General features: G+C 68.4%; 14 protein-coding genes and 1 pseudogene. 2 read left to right on the top strand and 13 right to left on the bottom strand.

Annotation, left to right across the window (positions count from 1 at the left end; all coding sequences use genetic code 11):
* From QMA07_RS07740 to QMA07_RS07775, 8 genes are all read right to left on the bottom strand, one after another.
* Window positions 1–943: DUF5684 domain-containing protein (locus QMA07_RS07740; RefSeq protein WP_290160979.1), on the bottom strand; the 943-nt coding region annotated here is incomplete at its 3' end.
* Window positions 940–3,492, bottom strand: a complete 2,553-nt coding sequence (locus QMA07_RS07745; protein ID WP_290160980.1) for a transglutaminase domain-containing protein — start codon at window positions 3,490–3,492, stop codon at window positions 940–942. The genes QMA07_RS07745 and QMA07_RS07740, both read right to left, overlap by 4 nt.
* Complete coding sequence (locus QMA07_RS07750) at window positions 3,489–4,859, bottom strand: DUF58 domain-containing protein (RefSeq protein WP_290160981.1); 1,371 nt, start codon at window positions 4,857–4,859, stop codon at window positions 3,489–3,491. The genes QMA07_RS07745 and QMA07_RS07750 overlap by 4 nt, the downstream gene beginning before the upstream one ends.
* Window positions 4,856–5,845, bottom strand: coding sequence for a MoxR family ATPase (locus QMA07_RS07755; RefSeq protein ID WP_290160982.1), 990 nt, complete (start codon window positions 5,843–5,845; stop codon window positions 4,856–4,858). Before QMA07_RS07755 ends, QMA07_RS07750 begins: the two co-directional genes overlap by 4 nt.
* A 73-nt stretch (window positions 5,846–5,918) precedes the next feature.
* Window positions 5,919–11,900, bottom strand: coding sequence for an Ig-like domain-containing protein (locus QMA07_RS07760; RefSeq protein WP_290160983.1), 5,982 nt, complete (start codon window positions 11,898–11,900; stop codon window positions 5,919–5,921).
* Window positions 11,900–13,030, bottom strand: a complete 1,131-nt coding sequence (locus tag QMA07_RS07765) for a serine/threonine-protein kinase (RefSeq protein WP_290160984.1) — start codon at window positions 13,028–13,030, stop codon at window positions 11,900–11,902. Before QMA07_RS07765 ends, QMA07_RS07760 begins: the two co-directional genes overlap by 1 nt.
* A 133-nt stretch (window positions 13,031–13,163) precedes the next feature.
* Window positions 13,164–13,730: a DNA-3-methyladenine glycosylase I gene (locus tag QMA07_RS07770; protein WP_290160985.1), complete on the bottom strand. Its 567-nt coding sequence runs from the start codon at window positions 13,728–13,730 to the stop codon at window positions 13,164–13,166.
* A 158-nt stretch (window positions 13,731–13,888) separates the two neighbouring features.
* Window positions 13,889–14,551 carry a GntR family transcriptional regulator gene (locus tag QMA07_RS07775; protein ID WP_290160986.1) on the bottom strand — a complete coding sequence of 221 codons (663 nt, stop codon included), beginning with the start codon at window positions 14,549–14,551 and terminating at the stop codon, window positions 13,889–13,891.
* Between the two features lie 130 nt (window positions 14,552–14,681).
* Between QMA07_RS07775 and QMA07_RS07780 the strand changes: the two genes are divergently transcribed.
* Window positions 14,682–15,404 carry a GntR family transcriptional regulator gene (locus tag QMA07_RS07780; RefSeq protein WP_290160987.1) on the top strand — a complete coding sequence of 241 codons (723 nt, stop codon included), beginning with the start codon at window positions 14,682–14,684 and terminating at the stop codon, window positions 15,402–15,404.
* Window positions 15,404–16,078: a GntR family transcriptional regulator gene (locus tag QMA07_RS07785; protein ID WP_290160988.1), complete on the top strand. Its 675-nt coding sequence runs from the start codon at window positions 15,404–15,406 to the stop codon at window positions 16,076–16,078. Before QMA07_RS07780 ends, QMA07_RS07785 begins: the two co-directional genes overlap by 1 nt.
* Window positions 16,079–16,195: 117 nt before the next feature.
* On the opposite strand, the gene QMA07_RS07790 is transcribed toward QMA07_RS07785, so the two are convergent.
* The 5 genes and pseudogenes from QMA07_RS07790 to QMA07_RS07810 form a co-directional block, all read right to left on the bottom strand.
* A complete protein-coding gene (locus QMA07_RS07790; protein WP_290160989.1) occupies window positions 16,196–17,797 on the bottom strand; it encodes an HNH endonuclease signature motif containing protein in 1,602 nt (533 codons plus the stop codon).
* A 321-nt stretch (window positions 17,798–18,118) separates the two neighbouring features.
* Window positions 18,119–19,165 (bottom strand): NAD(P)-dependent alcohol dehydrogenase, encoded by a 1,047-nt coding sequence (locus tag QMA07_RS07795; protein WP_290160990.1) that lies wholly within the window; start codon window positions 19,163–19,165, stop codon window positions 18,119–18,121.
* A 212-nt stretch (window positions 19,166–19,377) separates the two neighbouring features.
* Entirely contained in the window at window positions 19,378–21,447 is a 2,070-nt protein-coding gene (locus QMA07_RS07800; RefSeq protein ID WP_290160991.1) for an acyl-CoA dehydrogenase, read from the bottom strand.
* 148 nt (window positions 21,448–21,595) lie between these two features.
* Window positions 21,596–21,910, bottom strand: a pseudogene (locus QMA07_RS07805) (HTTM domain-containing protein); the annotation flags it as partial.
* Window positions 21,911–22,224: 314 nt separating this feature from the next.
* Window positions 22,225–23,985, bottom strand: coding sequence for a glycoside hydrolase family 3 N-terminal domain-containing protein (locus tag QMA07_RS07810; RefSeq protein ID WP_290160992.1), 1,761 nt, complete (start codon window positions 23,983–23,985; stop codon window positions 22,225–22,227).
* Between the last annotated feature and the right edge of the window lie 2 nt (window positions 23,986–23,987).

Genomic DNA, 23,987 nt, shown 5'->3' on the forward strand with positions numbered 1-23,987 from the left:
CCATCGCTGCCATGATTCCGGTCGCGGGGTGCGCATCGGCCGGAGGCGCAGACGCAGGAGCAGGAGCAGCCACGGGGGTGGGCGGCTGCGGCGCCGGCGGCTGCTGTGCGAAGGCAGGAGCAGAAGAAGCAGAAGAAGCCGAGGTAGCAGGCGGCTGTGGGGGAGCGAACGACGCAGCGGGCGCACCGGGAGCCGGGGGCTGCCCGGCGACGGGAATGGGCGGGGCTCCGGGAACGGGAGGCGCTCCGGCGGCAGGCGCCGCCCCGGGAACAGGCGGGGGGCCGACCGGGGGCTGCGGCTTCTGCGACGGTGCTCCCCATGCAGACGGGTCAGCGCCGACGGAACTCGACGGCGTGCCGGTCGCACCTGTGCCCGCATCCGCCTGCGCGTTCGCACGGGTGGGTGCCGCGTAGTCGGGGAACACGAGCGCGGGCACGTCGGGCTGACTCGGAGCATGCGGCGCGAGCGACGGGATCGTGTACCCCGACGCATCCCTTGCCGGAGCGGCGGCGGGCTGCGCGTTGCGGCGAGGACCGGGCTGCAGCGCGGCCAGTCGCTCGCCCTCGGGGTACGGCGGCGCTCCCCAGGCGAGGACTGTCGCCCAGACCGGAGGCAGCAGGATGGCGAGCACCGTCATGCCTGCGCCGCGGCCGAACCTGCGATTGATGCGGTGGGTCGCGACGATCTTGAGGTAGATGCCGTACAGCTGCACGATCGGAATGAAATAGAAGACCACCGACCACGCGGGCACTCCTCCGCGCGCCAGGATCTCGGCCTCGTTGAGGATGGGCACCCAGCCCTTCCAGCCTTCTCCGTCGATGCGCGGGAACAGACGCGACAGCGCCAGGGCGTACCAGACGTAGACGGCGAGGCCGACGAGTACGCCGACGCCGCCGACGATGGCGAGCATCATGGCATAGCCGCTGTCCACGGGCGCGATCATGAGTTCCCCTTCTTCCGGTCGCCGAACGACCCTGTCACACCGAGCGTAGCGAGAGCTGGCCCGGCTCCGACGTAACCCCGACCGCGCGCAGCCCGCATCCGTCCGATGAACGACGTCGGCCGCACACGCCGGGCGATGCGGTGCCACCACTTGCCGGATGCCGCCAGCTCCGTCCGCTCGGCATCCACGATCGCCCAGGCCGCGCTCGCATCGTCGTCGGTCGGAGGATGCTCGGCGAAGACGGCGCGATCGACGAGCATCGCCAGACGGTCAGCGGCCTCACGGTCGGTCGACAGAGCCCGCTGGATGCGGGTGCCCTCGGCATCCATCGGCACGTCGTGATCGGCGTACACGTCGACCAGCTCCTCCCAGGCGCCGGCCAGACGCACTTCGGGATCCTCGGCCGTGCGGCGAGTCCTGGCGCGCTGTCTCTTGGCGAGAAGCAGCACCAGGAACGGCAGCGCGAGCAGCGCGAGCGCCAGCAGACCGAGCCCCACCGCTCTGAGGATCGGCAGCAGGAAGGCGAGGACCTCTGACTGCGGCGCCTCGAGCGGGGGCGCGTCGTTGTTCGAGTCGCTCTGCGCCTGAGGCGGGTCGAGCGCCTCCGACCGAGGCTGTTCCGGCACGGTCGGATGCTCCGGCAGCTGCTCGCCCTCGGTGATGGAACTCGGCAGCATCGCGTACTGCGGAGTGGTGTCGACCGGCATCCATTCGCCCCCGGACCCCCGCACCTCGACCCAGGCGCTCATGTTCGCGCCCGTGCATGTGTCGGTGCAGGCCGGAATGCCCGGAACCTCTTCTGCCGTCGCGAGCCGTGCGCCGATCACGATTCGCGACTCGAGGCCCCAGTGCTCGGCGATCAGTGCAGCCGCCACGGAGAACTGCTCGTCGTCGCCGACGGCGGATACGAGCAGTTCGGGTGCGGCATCAGACCCGGCACGTCGCTCCTGCTCGACCATGTCGGTGAACAGCTCCTCGATGCGCGCGGCGGAGTGGCCCGCGTAGCTCGGCGCGAACGCGTATCCCTCGGACTCCTTCAGGGACGCGATCCACCCCGCAGCCGCGTCGTCGTCGATCAGTGCGTGGCTGAGGTAGCCGCGCGAGCGCAGGCGATCGATGATCTCGAGGTATCCGGCACCGGTGCGAGGCTGCTCCTGCATCTCGGCCCATTCGGTGAGCGCGGGATACAGGTCTGTGTCGAGATTCGAGGCGCCGCCCTGCAGCGCAGCGACCTCGCCGGGGGCACCAGGGGCATCGACGAGCACGGTGTAGCGGTCGCCAGGGACGAGTCCCTCTCCGCCGCCGGGTGCCTCTGCCACGGTGATGGCGGTGTCGCCGCCGGAGTTCACATGGAAGCCGTCGGCGAGCGCATCGGCGCGCGAGCCGGAGAAGTCGGGTGCCTCGGCGAGGCCTGCAGGCGACGGCACCCAGATGCCGCGGTACGCCTCTCCGATCGTGATCCCGAGCGAGAAACGGCCGGCACCCGGCATCGCGGTGCGGGGCAGCCTGCTGAACCGGTCGTCCGGTGCGATGTGGAAGTCCTCGCCGTCATACGAGTCGAGGGTGACGAGTCGGAGGCGCTCGATCGCACCGGGGTCGCCCTCCATCTGCACGACGGTGTCATCGAGCGTGCCACCGGCGAACCATGAGCGGTAGGCGCTGAGCGGACTGGCCTGCTGTTGCACGACGATCATCGGCTCGACCTCGTCGCGCAGCACAGAGCGGTCGCTCCACCCGGCCGCTGCGGGTGCCACCGCGAACCCGGCGATCAGGGCGACGACGGCGAGCCCTGCCGACAGCAGATGGCGACGGATGGTCAGCCACACCGGGGTCGCCCGACGCGAGATGTTCGCCGCGGCGACGGTGCGCAGCGCCTGCGCACGCTGCAGTCGCGAGCGACCCACCATCCAGACGAGAGCGGTCACGAAGAGCGCGACGCCGATCAGCCATTCCCGAGGAGCGGGGAGCGCCACGCCCAGCACCGAGATGGGAGCCGTCGTTCCGCTCACCCCGAAAGCGATGCCGAAGAGAGTCATCGCAGCCACGACGGGAACCGCGATCGTGGCCCGACGGCCGCCCTCGAGCACCAGGAGGGTCGCGATGAACGTGCCGAACAGCATCACCACGAGAAATGGGATCAGCACCGCCTGGTACTCGCCGAGCGGCGGGTTCAGCGTCAGCATCTGCTTCCACCCGAGCACGACCCCCAGCACCGCGTCGCGGAGTCCGCCGAGGAAAGCGGGGAACGACGAGAGAGCCGAGGGGATCGCGAGCGGGACTGAGACGACCAGATAGGCGCCGGCTGCCGCGAGAGCCCCGATCAGCATGCCCCAGCGCACTACCCGCGTCAGCACGGCGACGGCCATGCCGAGCAGTCCGCCGATCAGTCCGACCGCCAGAGCTCGCGGGGATTCGTAGACCGGCCACGCAGCCGCCGTCGCGAGGCCCACGCCGACCAGCACAAATCCGAGTCCCCAGAGCGTCACGGCTGAGAGCGCGAACGAGCCTCGCGACCTCGCGACGCCGCGTCTGGGGCCCGCGGCGCTCATCGCAGCGCTCCCCGAGCGAGCATCTGCGGAAGATCGCCGAGCGCGCCCAGAGTCATCACGGCGAGCTCCCGTGCCGTGCGCATCGTGGGCTGCTCGCCCAGCTCACTGCGCACCGCGACCGCCTCGACCGCCGCCGGCAGCTTGACCGCGGCGTGGCGCAGCCGCTCGAGGGGCATGCGCGAGCCCGTCAACAGGAATCCGATCGACAGGTCGGGGTAGGACTGCGCGGTAAGCGCCGCGACGGCCTCGAGGCGCATCACACGGTCGACCGGATCGATGGTCGACGTCGCGTCGAGCAGCGCCTTGGGCGTCACGGTGGGAAGGGTGCGGATCGACAGCACCTCGGCGCGGCTGTGCTCGGGGATCTCGTTGCTCACCGAGAAGAGCACCTCTCGGCCGTCGCGCACCCCCTGCAGAGCGAGTGATGCGGCAGCGCTCACCGTGTTCTCGAACTCGTCGTCGCTCTCGTACGACTCGGCGTCGAGGTCGAGGATGATCGCGATGCGGGCATGACGCGATTCCTCGTACTGACGCACCATGAGCTTTCCGGTCTTCGCGGTCGACTTCCAGTGCACGTGCCGCTGGGAGTCGCCCACGACGTACTCGCGCACCGCGTGGAACGACAGGTCGGCGTCGACCAGCGTCGAACTCGGCGTGCCCTCGAGGTCGCGGATCAGGCCAGCGCTCGTGCTGGGCAGACGAACCGTGACCGGGTGCACATGGATGCGCTGGACGTCGGGCCACCGCAGCTCGCGCCGGAGGATGCCGATCGGGTCGCCGCGGGTGATGGTCATGGGTCCGACGTCGATGACACCGCGGCGGTGCGCGGCGATCGTGAGCTGCTCGCGGTGGTGGGCGGCGGGGCGCAGCAGCGGAACATGCGCTTCGACGAGCCCCTCCCCCACGGGAACGTCGACGATGCCAGGCAGCGACAGTCGCTCGCCGTTGTTGCGCACGTCGAGCGTCGCGCCGATCTCCGCACCGGCGACCACGCGGTCGCGGTCGAGCGTCAGCTCGATGCGGTAGTCGTGGGCACCGAGGATGAAGGGGATGCACGCGATCAGCAGCACCAGCGCGATCGCCGCCACCGCCCACGCCTCGACCCATCCGAAGAGCACTCCCGCGGCGATGCAGAGCACGAGCGCCACGACGACCAGCATTCCGGCCGACGTGACCGTCTCGCGCGCCCACGCGACCGCCGTGCGGGTCGCGCGACGCGTGATGCGGGCCGCGCGGCGGACACCGAAGACGGCGCCGCGGACGGGTCCTCGGCGCGTGCGGTCGTAGCGCGTGACCGTCGACGTGCGCGTCGACGTGCTGGTGCCCGCCGTCGTGCGCGTCAGACGGGACTCGGTGCTGAAGCTCACGCAGTGCCGTTCTCGCGCGGCGGCTCGACGTCGAGCAGGATCTGCCCCACCACGGCGACCGCGGTGACGCCGTCGAACTCGGCCTCCGGTTCGAGAACGAGGCGGTGGGCGAGTGCCACGACCGCGAGCTCTCTGACGTCGTCGGGGGTGGCGAATGTGCGACCGTTCTTCGCCGCCCACGTCATCACGAGGCGGGAGAGCGCGATCGCACCGCGCACGCTGGCACCGAGACGCACCTCGGAGGCGCGACGCGTCGCATCGACGATGCGCATGATGTAGTCGGAGACCAGCGGGTTCACATAGACGCCGCGGGTCATCTCGGCCATCGTGAGGATGGTGTCGGTGCCGACGATGCCGTCGAGCACGTGCTTCGGCTGTGCAGCACCCTGAAGGATGCGCATGGTCGCCGCCTCGTCGGGGTAGCCGATCGAGGTCTTGATCATGAAGCGGTCGAGCTGCGCCTCGGGCAGCCGGTACGTACCGCCCTGCTCGATGGGGTTCTGCGTCGCCATGACGAGGAACGGCGACGGAACAGGACGCGTCACGCCGTCGACGGTGACCGTGCCCTCTTCCATGACCTCCAGCAGTGCCGACTGCGTCTTCGGGCTCGCACGGTTGATCTCGTCTGCGAGCACGATGTTCGCGAAGACGGGGCCGGCGTGGAACTCGAACGCGCCCTCCTTCTGGTCGTACACCGTGATGCCCGTCACATCGCCCGGAAGCAGATCGGGGGTGAACTGGATGCGCGTGCTCGTGCCCGTGACGGTCTGAGCGATGGCTCGCGCGAGGGCCGTCTTGCCGGTGCCGGGGAAGTCCTCGAGCAGCACATGACCGCCGCTGACGGCCGCGGCGAGCGCCAGCTCGATCACATGCCGCTTGCCGAGGATCGCCTGTTCGACGTTGGCGGCGAGGATCGAGAACGTCTCCGCGAACCAGGAGGCCTGTTCGGGAGCGATGGTCACGGGAGCAGCGGTGGGAGCGGGCATAGGGCAACCGTATTCGTCTCGGGCGCCTGCACGGTGCAGGGCAGTGGGGCGTGGGGAGTCGTCATCTGAGCGCTCATCCCTCGGGGTCGGTCGGTGCGGGGTCAGAGGGTTCGACCGGGTCCGGCGGCTCGGGCTGCGTGCACAGCGGCGCGCGATGCGTGATCGCCCTGAGCGGAGCGTAGGCGCCCGTCCAGGTGATCCGCGCGTCGATCACGGAGACTCCGTCGACGATGCCCGGGGTGAGGATGGTCGAGTACGAACCGCGTGCCGCGCGGCTGACGGCGAAGAGGTCGCCGACGTTCGCCGGCACGCACTCCTGGAACTGCACGGCGACCGTCGTCGGCACGGTCCTCGCCGTGATCTCCACCGGATCGGAGCAGAACTGAGTCAGCACCGAGTGGCAGGAGCGCGCGCTGACCGGCAGCGGCGACGCGTCGCTGGTCAGCGCGAAGTCCGGCTCCCACGACCCGTACATGTAGTACTGCGGGACGAAGCCGTCCTTCGCTCCGATGTTGGGGGCCGAGTCGAGGCCGTAGGAATAGCGGTTGCCTTCGACCGACGGCCTGGTCGCCACCGTGTAGCTCGCGTCGCCCTTCGGGCCTTCGACGAACGTGAAGGTGAAGACCTGAGTGGTGTTCGACTCGGCCACGCCGAAGCCGTTCGAGGCACAGGCCTTGACGTTGTAGGTCGAGTACTCGGCGAGCTGGGTGAGCGAGGGCGACGACGACTGCGCCTCCGCACCTGAGATCTGCAGCCGCCCGTTGCCGTCGGCGCTGCATCTCGCATCGCCCGAGCGCCACGCGAGATACACGACGTCGACGCCGAGGGCGCTGCCGTTGGGCTGCGCCGCGACCCCCGACACGTTGACAGAGGTGTTGGACGCCGCCACCGCCTCCGTGCCTGAGGGGTCGAAGTAGACGGTTCCCGCAGCCGTGACCGACGTGCGGAAGGCGCCACCCTCGTTGCCGCCGTCGCCCGTCGGCGGTTGGAACTGGCTGATCGGGACGATCGTGATGTTCTGCGGGCCCGGAGACAGCGCGATCTCGGCCGTCGTCGTCGCTCCGGATCGGTTGATGACCTGGCCGGTCTCCTCGATGCGGAAAGCGAGCGAGTCGTCCGACGCGGCGACCGCGAGCTCGACGATGCCCCGTCCGCGTTCGGTGCCATCCGGGCGATAGACGGGCGTGGCAGTCGCGTTCGACACCTCGGGGGCGGCGTATGCCCAGCTGGTGTGCGGTGACGTGGCCGCTGAGGTTCCGACCGCGTTGACGGCCGCTGCCGTGAAGACGTGCGGCGCGCCGTTGACGAGCCCGCTCACCGTGCAGCGGTAGACGCCTCCCGCCGGACTGCACGACGCGTTCGCCGGGGATCCGTCCTGCAGGATCGTCACGCCGGTGACGCCGGGATGCGCGCGGCCTGCCTCGCCGAGCGGTACGTCGAGCACCACCGTCGATCGGGTGAATCCCGCGGTCGTGACGCTCGCGGGCGCCTGCGGGAAGCCCTGCAGGTCGAGAGTGAGGGTTCCGGCACCGGTGCGCCCCTGCGCGTCCGACACGATGAACGGGATGATGCACTGGCCACCGGGGGCCTGCCCTCCGCCGGGCCAGGTCGCGGTGATCGACGTGCTCCCCGAGGTCGAGACCGATGCGACATCGCATCGTGCGCCCCCACCGAGCGACATCAGTCGGAGGCCCGATCCCGGCTTGCCCGCGAAGGGGTCGTACTCCCCCGCCACGTCGACCACATCGATCGTGCAGCTCGGGTTCGTGACGATGCACTGCGTCGTGAAGGTCGCGCCCCGTGGTGCATCGGGCGGCGCCGCACCGACGACCAGGCGGACGGATGCCGACGGCTCGCCGTACTGCGGCACCGTGACGCTGACGTTCTCGGTGTTGCCCGGTCTGGCGTCCGCTCGCGCTTCGATGGTGAGCTGAGAGCCGGTGCGCGTGACGATGAAGGCCGAGCCCGAATACACGATCCGATACTCGAGCGATCCGGCGTCGCCCTCCCGGCCACCCTCCCAGGCGGCCATGTTCGAATACATGTCGACCGTCTCGGTCGTTCCGGGAGCGATCGTGTGCGAGATCGACGACAGCAGCAGCTGAGGCTCGGCAGGGCGGATGCTGATGGGCACGTCGATGAAGGACCAGCGCTCCTGCCCCTGCAGCCGCACCTGAACGAGACAGGTGTCGGACCACGGCGCTTCGCGGCCGGCTCGATAGGTCACGCTGCCCGAGCCCTCGGCAGAGCACGACGCCGCCGCGCGCTGCGCGCTGAACTGCCCGGACCCCACCTCGACGGCATCCGAGGAGATCAGGTCGACGTAGTCGGCCGCGTCGAACGAGACCGACGCGTCTTCGTCGACCACGACGGGCGTCGTGCCGGGCTTCAGCTGCACCTGCATGTCGTCGAAGGCAGGAATGCGCAGGAACCCGTAGGCGACCACGTCTCGGCCTCCCGACCCCGTGCCCGTGAGCTGGAACGGCACCAGCGCGCCGTCTTGCGGCACGGCGCCCACGATGCGGTCACCCTGCACCGTGAACCCGGGCTGATCGCCCCACAGGCTCAGCGTGAGCGACGAGGCATCACCGGACGGCCAGCTCACACGGTCGGTCACGACGTCGATACCGCGCTCCGGGAGGTCCTCCCTGTCGCGCGCGGTGAGCACGGTGTCGGCGACGCTCGGCTGGTCTGCCACGGTGCCGTCGGTCACGGTGACCACGATGAGCCCCTGCGACGTGCTCGACGTACGCGTGGACCTGACGGTGTAGAAGTACGAGTTGGTGCCGGCGGTGTCTCCCGCGCGGAGCACGACGCGGCCGTCTTCGAGGGAGGTGTCCGAGTCGATCAGCGCGTTCAGGCGGTCGTACAGCGGATTGCCCTTGACCGGAGGCGCGTTGGGCACGAGTTCGGTGATCTCGAGGTCGCTCTGCGCAGGGTCGAGATCGTTCAGACGCGGGTCGAGGACGATCGGGGTGGTCGAGCCCGCCTCGACGCGCACGTAGTCGCTGAAGGTCACGGGGGCTGCGTCGTCGATGTCGGCGTCGAGCACGCCGACACGGACCACGCCTGTGCCCTGCTCACCCTGAGGGTCGCGCACCGTATAGCGGAAGGTCACCTGGCCGCCGCTGACACCGGCTGCGGGCGCCCGGTAGACGATCGCGTCACCGTCGGCGGAGATCGTCGCGGTTCCGGAGCCCTTCTCAGGCTGGTCGATGCCCGCGAGTGTCACTCGATCGCCGTCGCTGTCCATGCCGGTCGCCGGCACGGGCAGCGACACCGTCTGGCCGCTGAGTACCCGGCCCGTCAGTGTCGACGGCGTCGGCGCGCGATTCGTCCCCGGAGGAACGACCGTGACCGTCACGACGCCGTTGTCGGAGAGAGCCGGGTTGCGTTCGAGCGACACCGAGTACGTCAGCCGGTAGGTGCCCGGTGTCGTGGGCGCGAGATAGCGCAGCGCGTTGCGGTCGGCGAAGACGAGCTCACCGGATTCGCCCGACCCGGTCACCTCGGGGAGCACGACCAGTGGCTCGCCACGCGGGGCGACGTCGTTCGCCGCGACGTTGATGCGCGTGAGCGAACCGGCCCGGACGGTGATCGCATCGGCGAAGACGATCGGGCGGGTGACGGTCGACGGCGGAGTGAGGAAGACCGTGACCGTGCCCTGCACCGCGGCTCCGGTTCCGTCGGCGACGGTCACGGTGGCCTTGCCGATCACGCCGGGCTCGCCGTCCTCCGTCGTGCCGTTCACGCGGATGCTCTCGTTGCCGACCACACGCACGCCGAGCTGCGGCGTCGAGCTCACGGCATCCGCCAGCATCAGCACGCGCCCGCTCGTGTTCTGCACGGCACGCAGCACGTCGACAGTCGTGTCCTCGCCCTCGCGCACGAACGCCGTGAGAGGCGCCATCGCGAGGCCGGCGGATCCATCGACCGCCGTGATGCGGATGACCGCCGACTGCTCGGCCTGCGTCGAGATGTCCTGGGCCGTGTACGTCACCACGTACTGACCGGGCTCGGCCACCGTCATCTCGACGGTGCCCGATGCCGTGTTCGGGTTGACCTCGAGACCCTGAGCGGTCGCCGCGGTCTGCACGGCGTCGACCAGACGGTAGGAGCCCGATCCACCGGACAGGTGGTCGGAGAGGCGCACCGATTGCAGCTCTCCGACACGGGCCGTCAGCGCCACGGGCGAGGCGACCAGGGCCGGGCTTCCGGTGACCTGCACATCGAGGGTCTTCTCGGCAGTCGCACCGTGCACGTCCTCGACCACGACGGTGACGGAGATCACCGCATCGGCGGCGTTGGGGTCGGTGTGGCGGACGGCCACCCGCCCGTCGGCCATCGGCACGACCATGACGGGAGACGAGGAGTCGGTCTCGTAGGCGTCGCTGAGCACGAACGGGTCGCCCTCGGGGTCGACCCAGCCCGACAACGCCGAGACGACGGTGCTGCCACCAGGAAGAAGCTGCGGTGTCGGCCATTCCTGCTGGCAGGCGTCGACCCCGCACCACGCGGGTGCGGAGTTGGTCGCCTCGTCGACGACGGTGAGCGTCACGGTCGCCGGGGACGACACTGCGGCGCCGTCGGTGACCGCATACGTGAAGCTGGCCTGCCCCGACCCCGCCTTGACGTTGACGACGAGCGACTGCCCGTTGGCGACGAGAGTCAGATCGCCGAACGCAGGGTCGCCGAGCCCGCCCGAGACCGAGTCGGGCTCGATCGACAGCACGTCCTTCTTGTTCGGATCGTGGTCGTTGAGCAGCACCGGCAGGATCACCTGCTCACCCGCGCGCACGCCGAATGCATCGTCGACGGCGACGGGCGGCATCTGCTCGGCCACGTCCTCGACGATGATCGTGCCCTCCTGCTGCTCGGTGTCGTCTTCGATCGCCCACTGCTCGAGCGGGATGAGCACGCCGTCAGGGGCCGTCCAGATGAGTCCCGTGCCGATCTCGCTCAGCACGGCCCTGTCGCCGTTCTCCTGGAACACCGGCTCGATCGTCGAAGAGTCGAGGGCCTCGTCTGGCACGCGCAGTGGAACGGTCTCGCCGCCTGCCCAGAGCGTGCCCGCACCCGTGTCGAGCCAGGCAGCGAAGATCTCGCCGTCGACGACGACCGGCGTCGCCGGGACTCCCGACGCGTCAGCGACGCGTTCCGACTCTCCGGAGTCGAGGTCGACCGACACCAGGCCGTCGGAGTCGGCGATCGACACGGCTTCGCCGGAGTCGGCACCCTCCTGAAGACGAGCGTCTTCGACGACATCGAGTTCGAGCGGTTCGTCGCGCCCCTGCAACCACAGCTCACCGGTGCTCGTCTGCAGCATGGCCCACCGGTCTCCCACGACGGTGACGGCCAGGCCCTCGGCGGCATCCGGAGCTGCGGAGACGGACTCGGGATCGCCGAGGAACCTGTGCTCATCGACGTCGAACCGCCGGATCGCGCCCTCGTCCGAGGAGTAGAGCACCAGCAGTCCCGCGGGCGAGAGTCCGATCGCATCGGCTGTGTACGTCGGAGGATCCTCGCCCTCCTCGACCTCGACGCCCGCGAACGGGTCGACGAGAGCGGTGGCGGCGCCGGCGTCGAGGGTGGTCACCGACACCTGGCCGGTGTCCGTGCGATAGGCCACGTACGCCCCGGCGGAGAGGATCTCGCGCGTGCCGGCCGGTGTCGGCTCGGAAGCGATCGGAGTGCCCTCCTCCGATGCGTCGGAGAGCAGATCGGCGGGGCTCGCAGGGTCGACGTCCCAGCGCTGCCTGTTCCCCTGCGCGTAGATCACCGCAGCGGACCCGTTCTGCCAGACAGCCTCCGGGTCGTCGACGTTGCGGACCGTGTCGATCTCGGCGAGCTCGGTGTTCACCCGCGCGTACTGACCGCTGTCGCGCATGACCCAGACCGACGACTCGAGCCGTGGCACCTCCTGCGACTGATAGCCCTGCGCGGTGATGGCGAGAGTGAGCACCACGGCCAGGGCGGCGATGCCGGAGATCGCTGTGATCAGGCGCCCCCGCGATCGGGGGTTCGTCTCCACGCGAGCGCGATCTCCGATCGCCATCACAGAACTCCCGTGAGGTGGAGTGCGACGATGCCCACTGCGGCGAGCGCTGCGGCTCCGATCAGCGCGCCGATCACACCGGCGACGAGTGGCGAGCGCGTCTTCGCACGTGCAGCGGGCAGTTCGTCGCGGTCGCGCGGCATCGCCTGCTGACGCGCGGCACGCTCTGCGCGTCGCGAGTCTGGGGCGACCGTCGTGATCACCGGGCCACGGGCGGAGGAGTCCGAGAAGCTGACGGGAGCCGCGGCGGCCCACTCGGCGGACGCCGCCTCGAACGCCGTCGGGTGCAGGCCCAGCTCGTACTGCGCCCAGCGGAGTCGCTCGGCGAAGTCGGCCATGCTCGCGAACCGCTTGGCCGGATCGCGGTGCATCGCGGTCGCGAAGATGTCGTCGATGATCGGAGGGATGCCGTCGACGGGTACCGCCGTATAGCGCGCCCTGATGATCCGATCGGTGAGCTGGTCACGGGAGTTGGAGCCGCGGTCCGCCCTTTCGAACGGGCTTCGTCCGGCGAGCAGCGTGTACAGAGTGGCGCCGAGACTCCAGATCTCGCTCGGCACCGATCCGGAGACCCGCTCCTGCAGCACTTCCGGCGAACTCCACGGCACCGACATCGCGATCGTCTCACCGTCGCCCTCGTCGATCACGGCGGCGGCGATGCCGAAGTCGGCGAGCACGGGAGCCCCGAGGGAGTTGATGAGCACGTTCGACGGCTTGATGTCACGATGCAGAAGACCTGCCCTGTGCACCGTCTCGAGTGCACCGGCCATGCGCACGCCGGTGTCGAGCACCTCGGCGAGCGCCAACGGCGCCTTCTTGTAGCGAGCGCTCATGGTGTCGGGGCAGTACTCCATGGCGAAGTACGGGCGACCGTCGGCGGAGATCGACGCCTGATAGATCGTCACGATCGAGGGGTGTGCGCTGAGCCTCGCGGAGATGTCGGCCTCGACGTTGAAGGTGCGCAGCACCTCCCGGTTCACCGCATCCGCCAGCAGCACCTTCACAGCGGCGACGCGTCGCGGCATGTCCTGCTCATACAGGAAGACGTCGGCGAACCCACCGGAGCCCAGCGGGCGCACATAGCTGTACCCCGCCAGCGTCGGCGGTGTCGATGCCATGCGCGTGGCCACCCATGCTCCTCACGGTCGGATGGGAGACCGCGCTCTGCATCCGCCCTGCGCGCTGCGCTGGACGATCCCCCCGATCAACGAGTATATCGAGGGCATGGATGATCTCGAAGGCGCGCTCCGCCGGCCCCGCGGCTCAGGCTCGCCAGCACCCGACCACGTGATCGTCGACCATGCCCGCCGACTGCATCAGGGCGTACATCGTGGTCGGGCCGACGAATCTGAAGCCTCGACGACGCAGCTCCTTGCTCATCGCCGTCGACTCCGGCGTCACCGCCGGAACGTCTGCGAAGGACGCCGGGCGGATGCCGGGCGCCGGCGCGAACGACCACATCAGCTCATCGAGCTCACCCTCGGCCATCGAGCGCACGATGCGGGCGTTGCCGATCGTGGCCTCGATCTTCGCCCGGTTGCGGATGATCCCCGCATCCGCCATCAGCCGCTCCACGTCTGTTTCGTCGAACTCGGAGACCAGATCGGGGGCGAACCCTTCGAAGACCTCGCGAAAGCGGGGACGCTTGCGGAGGATGGTGATCCACGAGAGGCCCGCCTGGAAACCCTCGAGCGCCATCTTCTCGAACAGAGCCCTGTCGCCGTGCAGGGGCGTGCCCCACTCTTCGTCGTGATACCGGCGGTACTGCGCGTCGTCGCCGACCCAGCCGCATCGCTCGCGTCGGTCGGGGCCGGCGATCAGTGACGTCATATGCCCACGCTAGCCGTCGCCACGGACATCGGTGGCGTCAGCGGTGCCGGTGCGGTGCCGGTGCGCGTGCGGTGCCGATGCACGACTGGTGCCGATGCACGACTGGTGCCGATGCACGAGTGGTGCCGATGCACGAGTCGTGCCGATGCAGGTGGCGACTAGGCGACGGCCTGCGCGGTTCCGGATCCGAGCGCGTCGATGAACGATGCCGAGAAGGCGTCGAGCGCTTCGCGGGCTGCGAGAGGATCCTGTCGCTCGATGGCGTCGAAGGCCGCCGAGAGGAGGTTGCGGCGAGACGCGCGATCCGCTGCGAAGTCCACGCCGTGACGGATGGCGGTCTGCGGATCGACGAACAGCCGGAGCGGGTCGATGTGGTCGTGAACGATGCGCGTGCCGAGGCGGCCGAGTTCCCGGGAGATGAGCTGTTCGGAGAGCTCGAGGTAGCTGAGAAGTTCGCAGGCGTCCTCGGCGACCAGCGGATCCTGCAGGTGCGCCCGCGGTGACGGACCGGAGCAGGTCTTCTCGACGATCAGGCGACCGATGACATGAGCACGCTCGATCATGTCGACCGTGGACCATTCCGCGACGCGAGTCCCTGCGTTCGGCGACACCTCTACGAATCGCATGTCGACGAGTCTCTGCAGTGCCTCGCGCACCGGGGTACGGGAGACCGACCACGCGTGAGCGAGAAGATCGAGGCGCAGTCGCTGCCCCGGAGGAAGACGCCCGCTCACTATCTCCTCGAGCAGTCGCTCGAACGCGAGGCCACTGAGCAGCTGCGGCCGCAGTTGCTCCTCGAGGGAACCCGTGGGCATGGTCATATCTCTCTCATCAACTAACATATTGGATGATTAGAGGATGACATAAGTAAGCCGTAAACACAAATCACCTGATATTTGAGTGTGACTGCGTGAAATATCAGATACCCAAGATTCCGGCTAGCATTGAGTCATGCCTGTGCCCACGACGCCGGCGCGAATGCCTCGGAAGCTGCTGCGCGATCAGATCTTCGACGCGCTTCTGGATGCCATCGTCGCGGGCGACTTGGCAGCAGGAGAGCCGATCTCCGACAAGCAGCTCGAGACCTGGCTGGGCGCCTCGCGTACGCCGATCAGGGAGGCGGTGAACCGCTTGGCCGGCATGGGCCTGATCGAGGTGCTGCCCCAGCGCGGCACCCGCATCGCACCTCTCGATTCAACGAGGTTCGCCGAGGAGATGGAGATGCTCGGAGTCGTGTATTCCGCGACGGTGCGAGAAGCCGTTCCCCTCCTCACGGACGCGGATCGGACACGGATCAGCGAACTGCACGCGAAGGTGAGCCGCACCACGAACGCGCTCGAACGGGCACGCATCGTCGATGCGCTGATGAGCGTGTTCGTCGATCGCTACCGCAACACCCTCGTCCAGCGCATCCGTGAGAAGTCCGTGCCGCACGTCACGCGGATGATCACCGCCAGACCGGGTGCTCTCGATGCGACCGACACCTCGGCGGCACTCGACAGCCTCGCCGCTGCAAGCGCATCCGGAGATGCGGAGGCCGCCGCGAATGCCGCGCGGGCGTACTTCACTGCGGGAGTCGCAAGCGTGATGGCGCGCGACGGAGCGGAGTCGAACCGGGCCGCAGACGCAGCCGAACTCTCGGACGCTGCCGGGCTCGAGAGCGAGGTCCCGTGATGCCGACGAAGAACTCCCCTCAGCCGCGAAGGCTGCTGCGCGACGAGGTGTATGACACGATTCTCGGGGCGATCCTCGACGGCACGCTGGAGCCGGGCGAGGTGCTTCATGATGAGGAGCTCATGACCTGGCTCGGGTCGTCGAGAACGCCGATCCGCGAGGCGCTCAATCGGCTCGCCGAGGAGGATGTGGTCGAGCTCGTGCCGCACCGCCACACGCGCGTGGCCCCGATCAATGTGGCGGCGATCAGCGAGAGCCTGTTCGTGATCGGCGTGATCCACGAGCATCTGGCCCGCACCACCACCGCCCATCTCACCGACGAGCATGTCGCCGATCTTCGTCGGGAACTGGCTCACGTCGAGGATGCGGTGGACACGGCCGATGCCGCAGCCCTGGGGCGGTCGATCCGCAGTTACTTCCTCGTTGTCGTGCGCGCCGCCACGAACTCGGTGCTTCGCGCGAAGGCAGAGACGCTGTCGCTGCAGCTCGTGCGGTTCCTCCTGCCGAACGAGAACGTCATCACACCGCAGCGCGCGCTCGAGTTCATCCGCGGGATAACCGCAGCGGCTGAGGCACGCGATGGCGAGCGCGCCGGAGACCTCATCCATGACCTGCATGCTGCTACGCGCAGCAACTTCCTCGAGTTCTACCGCGAGCCGGATCCGACGGACTGACCATCCGCTGCTCGCGCGGGTGCGCACGGCGGCGTGTCCGTTTTCACATCCGCAGAGCGGGTCGCAGTTCGGTCTGATTCGTCGTGCTGCGCGCCAGATCATCTTCGCTCTGCGGACCTATCCGGTTCGGGCGAGTGGTGCAGTCTGCCGGAGGCTGAGTCGTGGTGTGCGCCATCGCTGTGCGGGGTCCCACCACGCCGGTCCACGCACCTGCGGGAGGCCGTCATTCATCCGGATCTCCCACCCCGACGTGCCGAGGGATCGGTGGTGCCACCAGCACAGCGGCACACCGTTGTCCGTGTGGGTCGGGCCGCCCCGTGCGTGTTCGGTGACGTGGTGGATCTCGCACCACGACGCGGGGACGTGGCATCCGGGGATCAGGCATTCCTTGTCGCGGGCGATGATCGCCCGCCGCTGATGCACGGTGAAGATCCGATCGGTGGTCGCGATCCCGACGATGCGGCCCTCGTCCATGAGGACGCGTTGGATCGCTCCCGAGCACGCGACATGCGCCGCGACCGAGACGGGCACGTGCGCACCGGACCCGGGGATCGTCGCCCACCCACCATTGCCGCCCGCTCCGGAGCCAGCGTGTCCGAACGCGGCACCTCCGAACGCAGCGCCCGTGGCGCCGGTGGGGTGAGTGGTGTGGTTAGCAGTGCCATGGTTAACGAGGTCTTTCGCGTCGACCGTCACGACGACGACCGGTGACGCACCGCCCAACGTCGGCATGTCCTTGTGTCGGGCAGCGATCCCGAGAGCCGCGGCCAGCGCGTCGTGGCGCTTCTGCGCCGCCGTGCGGTCATCGAGCACACACCGCGGGTCGGAGTTGAACGGATCGCTCTCCTCCGGATCCGCCGCAGCGTCAGCGTCAGCGCCAGCGTGCGAAAAGTCGGTATCAGGAGAATCGGCGTCGGCATCGGCGCTCGGCGCGAAGAACACCCCCGGCATGGGCGGCCCGTCGCCCTTGGGGTTCAGCATCGCATCCATGATGAGCTGCAGCTGGGCAGCCGCGTCGGGGGTCAGGTAGCCGCGGATCGCGTGCATGCCGTCCTTCAAACGACCGATCGTGATCCCCCGGCGACGCCGCGCATCCTCATCCTTCGGCTCCTCACCATCCGGATCGAACATCGACGCGAGATCCTCCGCCAGGCTCTTCAAGTCCTGCACCGTCGGCGACGGACCCGCCGCATCCTCGTCAGCATCCGCGTCATCGTCAGGCCCCGCATCGAGTCCGTGCCCACGGGCACACCCCGCCAACGCGACATCCGCCGCCAACCGCTGATCGACGCTGAGCCGATCCCACACCCGCTCGATCGGGCCCGTCGCCGCCAGAAACCCCGCGACACCGACCACCCCGTCCAGCAGCGCCAGCCGCATCTCCGACCACCGCGCCGGCATCCTCTCCCCCGCCAGACTCAACGGCCGCCGCACCAGATCGACCACCCTGTCAACCCGGGCCGCACCCCGCGCATCGACGAGCAGCGTCCGCTGCAACAACTCGTTCTCACCCCGACACCCCGCCGCATGCGGGAACCCACCCATCTCGCCCGTCGCAACCGTCTCCACGATCACGGCCTCCGCCCGCCGAAACGCCGCGCCGGCACCCTGCAACACCGCGACCCGTTCTGCATCCGACAACCCCGCCAGCGCATCATCGGACAGCACCGCATCAAGGTCAGCGATGACCCGATCCAGAAGCTCCGTGGTGCTGTTCATACCCCCAGTCAACCGAGGACCACCGACATTCACGCTCCAGAATCACCCCCATTTACCGCAGATCAACGCCATATTCCAATCTCCCGATACAGCGCACACTCGTCGCACCTCAGGCTGGATCACACAACGCAACGAACTGATGGTGAGTGCCCAGACGAGGAGCGGGAGCAGCGGACACCAGGGACGGGAGGAGAGGACTTCAGCGGAGAGAACGGACGGCCACGGGCATGGACGATCCCCAGCGAGGTGGATCTCAGCGAAAACGAGCCCGCACAACAGAGGAGCTCCCAGGGCGTACCCCGGGAGCTCCTCTCTCGATCGTCAGTCCGCGAAGGTGGCGGCGTCGATCACGAAGCGGTAGCGCACATCAGACGCGAGCACGCGCTCGTACGCCTCGTTGATCTGCGCCGCGTCGATCACCTCGATCTCGGAAGCGATGCCGTGCTCGGCGCAGAAGTCGAGCATCTCCTGCGTCTCCTGAATGCCGCCGATGTTCGACCCGGCGAGCGATCGCCGTCCGCCGATCAACGAAGAGACGTTGACCGAGAGCGGTTCTGCGGGGGCGCCGACGCAGACCATCGAGCCGCCCACATCGAGCAGACCGAGGTAGGCGCGAAGGTCGACGACGGCGCTCACCGTGTTGAGAATCACGTCGAATGATCCGCGCAGCGAGCGGAAGGTCTCGGGGTCGCTCGTCGCGTAGTAGTGGTCTGCTCCGAGGCGAAGCCCGTCGTCCTTCTTGCTGAGGGTCTGCGACAGCACGGTCACCTCGGCGCCGAGCGCATGGGCGATCTGCACGCCCATGTGTCCGAGTCCGCCGAGCCCGACGACGGCCACTCGCGTGCCAGGACCGACGTTCCAGTGCCGCAGCGGGGAGTATGTGGTGATCCCCGCACAGAGAAGAGGCGCTGCGACGTCGAGCCCGAGGGAGTCGGGGATGCGCACGGCGAAGGACTCGGTCACGACGACCTGCTCGGAGTATCCCCCCTGAGTGATGGTGCCGTCACGATCCTCGCTGCCATAAGTGAAGATCGCGCCGTTGGAGCAGAACTGCTCGTCGCCGCGCTGGCAGTTGCGACATTCTCCGCACGAGTTCACAAGGCATCCGACGCCGACACGATCGCCCACGGAGTGCTTCGTGACGTCTGCCCCGACGGCGGCGACGGTGCCGGCGATCTCGTGGCCCGGCGCGAGCGGGTAGCTCTGCGGACCCCAGTCACCGCGCACGGTGTGGATGTCGGAGTGGCAGATTCCCGCGAATGCGATATCGATCAGGATGTCGTTCGGGCCGAGTTCGCGACGCTCGATGACGGTCTTCTCGAGCGGTGCGGCTTCGCTGGGTGCGGCGTAGGCAGTGACACGGGTCATCTGGGACTCCTCAGTCGGTTCGGGCAGGACAGATCGACACTACCCGCGCCTTCCCCTGTGGCACCTGACCGCACGACTCCGCAGCCCCGAGCACAACAGACGGGCCCGGAGCACAACAGACAGGCCGGGATCCCGTGACACAGACGCGATCACGTGACACAGGCCGGGATCACATGATCCCGGCCCGTGTCAGATGATCTGCGAACGCCGCATCAGCGCTTCGCGTTCTTCTTCAGCGTCTTCTCCAACACCGGGGCATCGCCGGATGCTGCGAGCGCGGCGTAGTACTCGCGGGCCTCATCCTGGCGCTTTCGCTCTGCACCGGAGGCGATCGGCGCACGCACGTGCTCGGGCTCGTACCCGAAGGCGTCGACCAGGTCGAGCGCGTACGGACGAAGCCGGCCGCACAGGCGGTCGATGTAGCGAGAGACTGCGGCGGCGCGCTGCGTCGAGAGACGCCCGTTGATGAGGTGCCAGGCAAGGTGCTTCTCGATGAGCTGCAGTCCGAAGAGATCACGCAGCCAGGTGAGCACCTTCTTCGTGTCGGCGTCCTCGACGCGGTGGACGGCGTCCGTGAACGCCTCCCACTGCAGCAGCTCAGCATGAGCGCGGGCCGCCTCGATCAGCTCGGCCTGGTTCTCGTTGAACAGCTTCGCGCCGAGCACCTTGTCTTTACCCGCGGGGCGCAGACGACCGGCGATGTCGGCGACCATCTGCTGCACGCGCTCGGCGAGCAGCATGTGCTGCTGCTCCTCGCGCAGGCCGTTCTCGACCGAACGCGAGACCTGACCGAGGTCGACGACCGACTGGCCGAACTGACGCAGTCCGGCGCCGTGGAACAGCTTGCCGGCAGTCATCCCGACGGCGAACTTGGCGAGGGCCGCGGCATCCTTGCCTGTGAACTGCTTGGCGTAGTCGGTCAGCAGCCGCTTGCCGACGAGCTGGAGCAGAACGTTGTTGTCACCCTCGAACGTGACGTAGATATCGAGGTCGGCTCGAAGGCCCACGAGGCGGTTCTCGAACATGAAGCCGGCACCGCCGCAGGCCTCGCGCGCCTCCTGCAGCGTGTCGAGCGCGTGCCAGGTCGACAGCGGCTTGAGGGCTGCTGCGAGCGTCTCGAGATCTTCGCGGTCATCGGGGGTGTCGGTGCGACCCGAGAACACCCCGTCGAACTTCTGCAGGAACTCGTCGTGCGCGAAGATCTGCGCATAGGTCGTGGCCAGGCGAGGCAGCAGGCGGCGCTGGTGCTTGCCGTAATCCATCAGCACGACCTCCTGCCCGTCGGCCCCGTCGAACTGACGGCGCTGCGTGGCATAGGTGATCGCGATCTTCAGACCGAGAGCCGAGGCCCACGAAGCCGCACCGTCGAGCGAGACCCGGCCCTGCACCAGAGTGCCGAGCATCGTGAAGAAGCGACGGCCGGGGCTGTCGATCGCGCTCGAGTAGGTGCCATCGGCAGCGACGTCACCGTACTTGTTGAGCAGGTTCGTGCGAGGGATGCGGATGTGGTCGAAGCTCAGACGGCCGTTGTCGATGCCGTTGAGCCCACCCTTGAGTCCGTCGTCCTCGCGTCCGATACCGGGCAGGTCGACTCCGTCCTCTCCGCGCAGCGGCACGTAGAAGCAGTGCACGCCGTGGTTGACGCCGTTCGTGATCAACTGCGCGAACACCGTCGCGGCGACTCCGTGCAGGGCGGCATTGCCGAGGTACTCCTTGGTCGCGCCACGGAACGGCGTGTTGATCACGAACTCCTCGGTGCTCGGGTCGTACGTCGCGGTCGTCCCGACAGCGGCGACATCAGAGCCGTGCCCGATCTCGGTCATCGCGAAGGCACCGGGGATCGAGAGGTCCATGACACCGGGCAGCCACTTCTCGTGGTGCTCGGTCGTTCCCAGCTGAAGGATCGCGGAACCGAACAGGCCCCACTGCACGCCCGACTTGATCTGCAGGCTCGGGTCGGCGACGACCAGCTCCTCGAAGCCGGCGATGTTCCCGCCGTTGTTGTCTTCGCCACCCAGCGACTTCGGGAACGCTCGGTGCACGGCCTTGTTCTCGACGAGCAGGTGCAGCTGGCTGAGCACGCGCTCGCGGTGCTCGTCTTTGCCGAGCTCGTCGTCGCGCCAGAACGCCGAGTCCTTGATCAGCTCGCGCGCCTCGCGGCGGGTGTCGGCCCAGGTGCCCATCAGCAGGTCGGTGACCCGGGCGACATCGAACCTCAGGTTCGCGTCTGCGCTATCTGCGTGGGGGCGAGTCGTCTTCGGACGGACGGCGGCGTCGACCATGAGCGTTCCTCTCAGAGGGAAGTGGGGATATGTCCATGGTAGGTCTGCCACAACCAGGAGTGAACTGCTGTGTATGCATCCTCCAACTACCTGCGGGTACAAGTCCCCGACGGATTGTCGTCAGACCACAGTCCGCGCGAGAGGGACCTCAGACCTCCACGCCTGCGGGCCGGGGCGGGGCGGTCTGCGCCTGATCCCAACGCCGTCTCGTGCCGGAGCTCAGACGCGCCCAGGTCCGATCGCGGATGAAGATCGAGTCGATCGCGATCATCGTGAGCGAGAACCAGGGCAGCCCCATCAGCACGCCGATGCCGATGGGGAAGGAGAGGATGCCCAGGAGACCGATGAGACGCGTCGGCCTCGTGAGCAGCATGAGCGGGAACGCCACCTGCAGGATGATCGACCCCCAGGTCGCGGCGACGACCATCGGACCCCATGTCGTGACGAGGTCGCTCAGCACCGGCCTAGCCCGTGCCCGGGGTGGCCGAAGCCGGGACCGGATGGTTCAGCGTGAACCCGACCGAGCGCATGTCCAGACAGTATTGCGAGATATCGAATGTCAAATCCAGTTAACGTCAAGACTTCATGCGCAAAAGGTCATACAGCGAGACGTTTCGTCGCATATCTTCGCAACCGCTCGGCAGGTTGATTCCAGACGTCCTGTTTCCCTGAACGAAAGGCCACCTCGGCCGCACCCGTCCGCAGGAAGCTTCAGAACGACGAAGACCGCCCCGCAGGTCGATGCCTGCGGGGCGGTCTCAGAGGATTCGGCGAGGTCTACAGCGTGAGCCCGTGACCGAATCGGAAGTGCGGATCGGCCGTGTCGAAAGGCACGTCCGGGCGGGAAGCGACGACCGCGGCCATCGACCGCGGCAGGTCGAACGGCAGTCGGCCCTGCGCACTCGCGACGCCGCTCAGCACGTCGAGCAGTGCGGCTCCCGAGGCGCCCCAGTTGACCGTGACGGCAGCCGCCGCATCCGTGATGGGCTGGAGGATCGGCGGTCGATCCGCGAGCACGTCGACCACGGTCGGAACGGTCCGCGAGATCGCGCGCACATGGTCGAGCACCCCATCGGAGAACTCGAGCGAGCCCGCATGGAAGAAGTTCTCGAACGTGGTGTCACGCTGCTCGAACGGCGCCTGCAGACGGATGACCGCGAGATCGGCCTCGGCCGGCGTCGCGACGACCTCGCCGTAGGCCGATGCGATCTCGGCGTCGATCCCCTCGACGTAGAGCTTGAGCCCGGTGGCGAACGGCAGCGCGCCGTCGTTCGTCAGAACCGTGACGGAGGCTCGTTGGGCCGCCTCTCCGGCGGCGCGGAACTCGGCGCGTCCGACGATCTCGTCAGCCGCATCCTCGTCGACGAACGGGTTCTCGAAGAGCCCGAGCTCGAACTTCTCGCGCAGGATCCGTCGAGCGGAGATGTCGAGCCTGTCCTCCGAGACTGACCCGTCTGCGATGAGCTCCAGCAGCAGCCCGGGGCAGTCCTCTCCTCCGAACTGATCGACGCCGGCATCCAGCACTCTGCGCATGCGCTCGCGCGGAGTCAGGTGCTCGACACCCCACGCACGAGCGGGGAACGGCTGTCCGAAGATCTCGGCGTCGTTGATCAAGCCCCAATCGGTGCAGACGAGGCCGTCGAACCCGAAGCGCTCACGCAGCAGCCCGGTGATGACCGACCTGTTGAAGCCGAAGCCGACCTCCTCGTACTCGGTGCCGACGGGCATGCCGTAGTACGGCATCATCTGGCGGGTGCCCGCGGCGAGCGCGTCTTCGAACGGCTTGAGGTGCAGCTCGAACTCACCGCCCGGGTAGACCTGCTCGCGTCCGTAGGGGAAGTGCGGATCCTCCCCGTCGAGCTGAGGCCCGCCTCCGGGGAAGTGCTTCGTCATGGTCGAGACGGATCCGGGGCCGAAGGACTCTCCCTGGAATCCGCGGATATATGCCGCCCCGAGAATGCCCGTCAGCTCAGGATCCTCCCCGAAGGTCGCGGTCTGCCGCGCCCAGCGCGGCTCGGTGGCGAGATCGACCTGCGGATGCAGGGCGACACGCAAGCCGACAGCCGTATATTCCTGGCGGGCGATATCAGCGAATCTCTGCACCAGCTCAGGGTCGCGGGTGGCTGCGAGGCCGAGAGTCTCGGGCCACTGCGAGAACGGCCCCGCGAGGATCGACGCACCGGGGTTCTCACTGAACGAGTGCCGCGGGTCGGTCGACAGGGTGACCGGGATGCCGAGCCGGGTCGAGGCGGCGAGCCGCTGCAGCTCGTTCTGCCACGCCGCGATCTCTCTCCCGGTGGGCGCGGCGCCCAGCAGATTGAAGTGCGTCATGTTCTTGACCTCGACGAACTCGCGCGCGCTCGGGGTGCCGAAGATCGGATTCGCCTCGTCGAGGTCGCCGATCGCGATCATCGTGTGGAAGAAGAGACCCGCCTTCTCGACGATCGTCATCTCGTCGAGCAGCAGCTGCACTCGCTCATCGATCGTCAGGCTCGTGTCGAGCCATGGGCGCGCGGTGATCACATCTGTGTCGGTCATGG

The sequence above is a fragment of the Microbacterium sp. APC 3901 genome, from assembly GCF_030407765.1.
Taxonomy (GTDB): domain Bacteria; phylum Actinomycetota; class Actinomycetes; order Actinomycetales; family Microbacteriaceae; genus Microbacterium.

Bases quoted from the DNA above. Each gene is read 5' to 3' on its own strand.
- QMA07_RS07745 (WP_290160980.1), bottom strand. From the start codon at position 3,492: ATGAGCGCCGCGGGCCCCAGACGCGGCGTCGCGAGGTCGCGAGGCTCG.
- QMA07_RS07755 (WP_290160982.1), bottom strand. From the start codon at position 5,845: ATGCCCGCTCCCACCGCTGCTCCCGTGACCATCGCTCCCGAACAGGCC.
- QMA07_RS07760 (WP_290160983.1), bottom strand. From the start codon at position 11,900: ATGGCGATCGGAGATCGCGCTCGCGTGGAGACGAACCCCCGATCGCGG.
- QMA07_RS07770 (WP_290160985.1), bottom strand. From the start codon at position 13,730: ATGACGTCACTGATCGCCGGCCCCGACCGACGCGAGCGATGCGGCTGG.
- QMA07_RS07775 (WP_290160986.1), bottom strand. From the start codon at position 14,551: ATGACCATGCCCACGGGTTCCCTCGAGGAGCAACTGCGGCCGCAGCTG.
- QMA07_RS07780 (WP_290160987.1), top strand. From the start codon at position 14,682: ATGCCTGTGCCCACGACGCCGGCGCGAATGCCTCGGAAGCTGCTGCGC.
- QMA07_RS07785 (WP_290160988.1), top strand. From the start codon at position 15,404: ATGCCGACGAAGAACTCCCCTCAGCCGCGAAGGCTGCTGCGCGACGAG.
- QMA07_RS07790 (WP_290160989.1), bottom strand. From the start codon at position 17,797: ATGAACAGCACCACGGAGCTTCTGGATCGGGTCATCGCTGACCTTGAT.
- QMA07_RS07795 (WP_290160990.1), bottom strand. From the start codon at position 19,165: ATGACCCGTGTCACTGCCTACGCCGCACCCAGCGAAGCCGCACCGCTC.
- QMA07_RS07800 (WP_290160991.1), bottom strand. From the start codon at position 21,447: ATGGTCGACGCCGCCGTCCGTCCGAAGACGACTCGCCCCCACGCAGAT.
- QMA07_RS07810 (WP_290160992.1), bottom strand. From the start codon at position 23,985: ATGACCGACACAGATGTGATCACCGCGCGCCCATGGCTCGACACGAGC.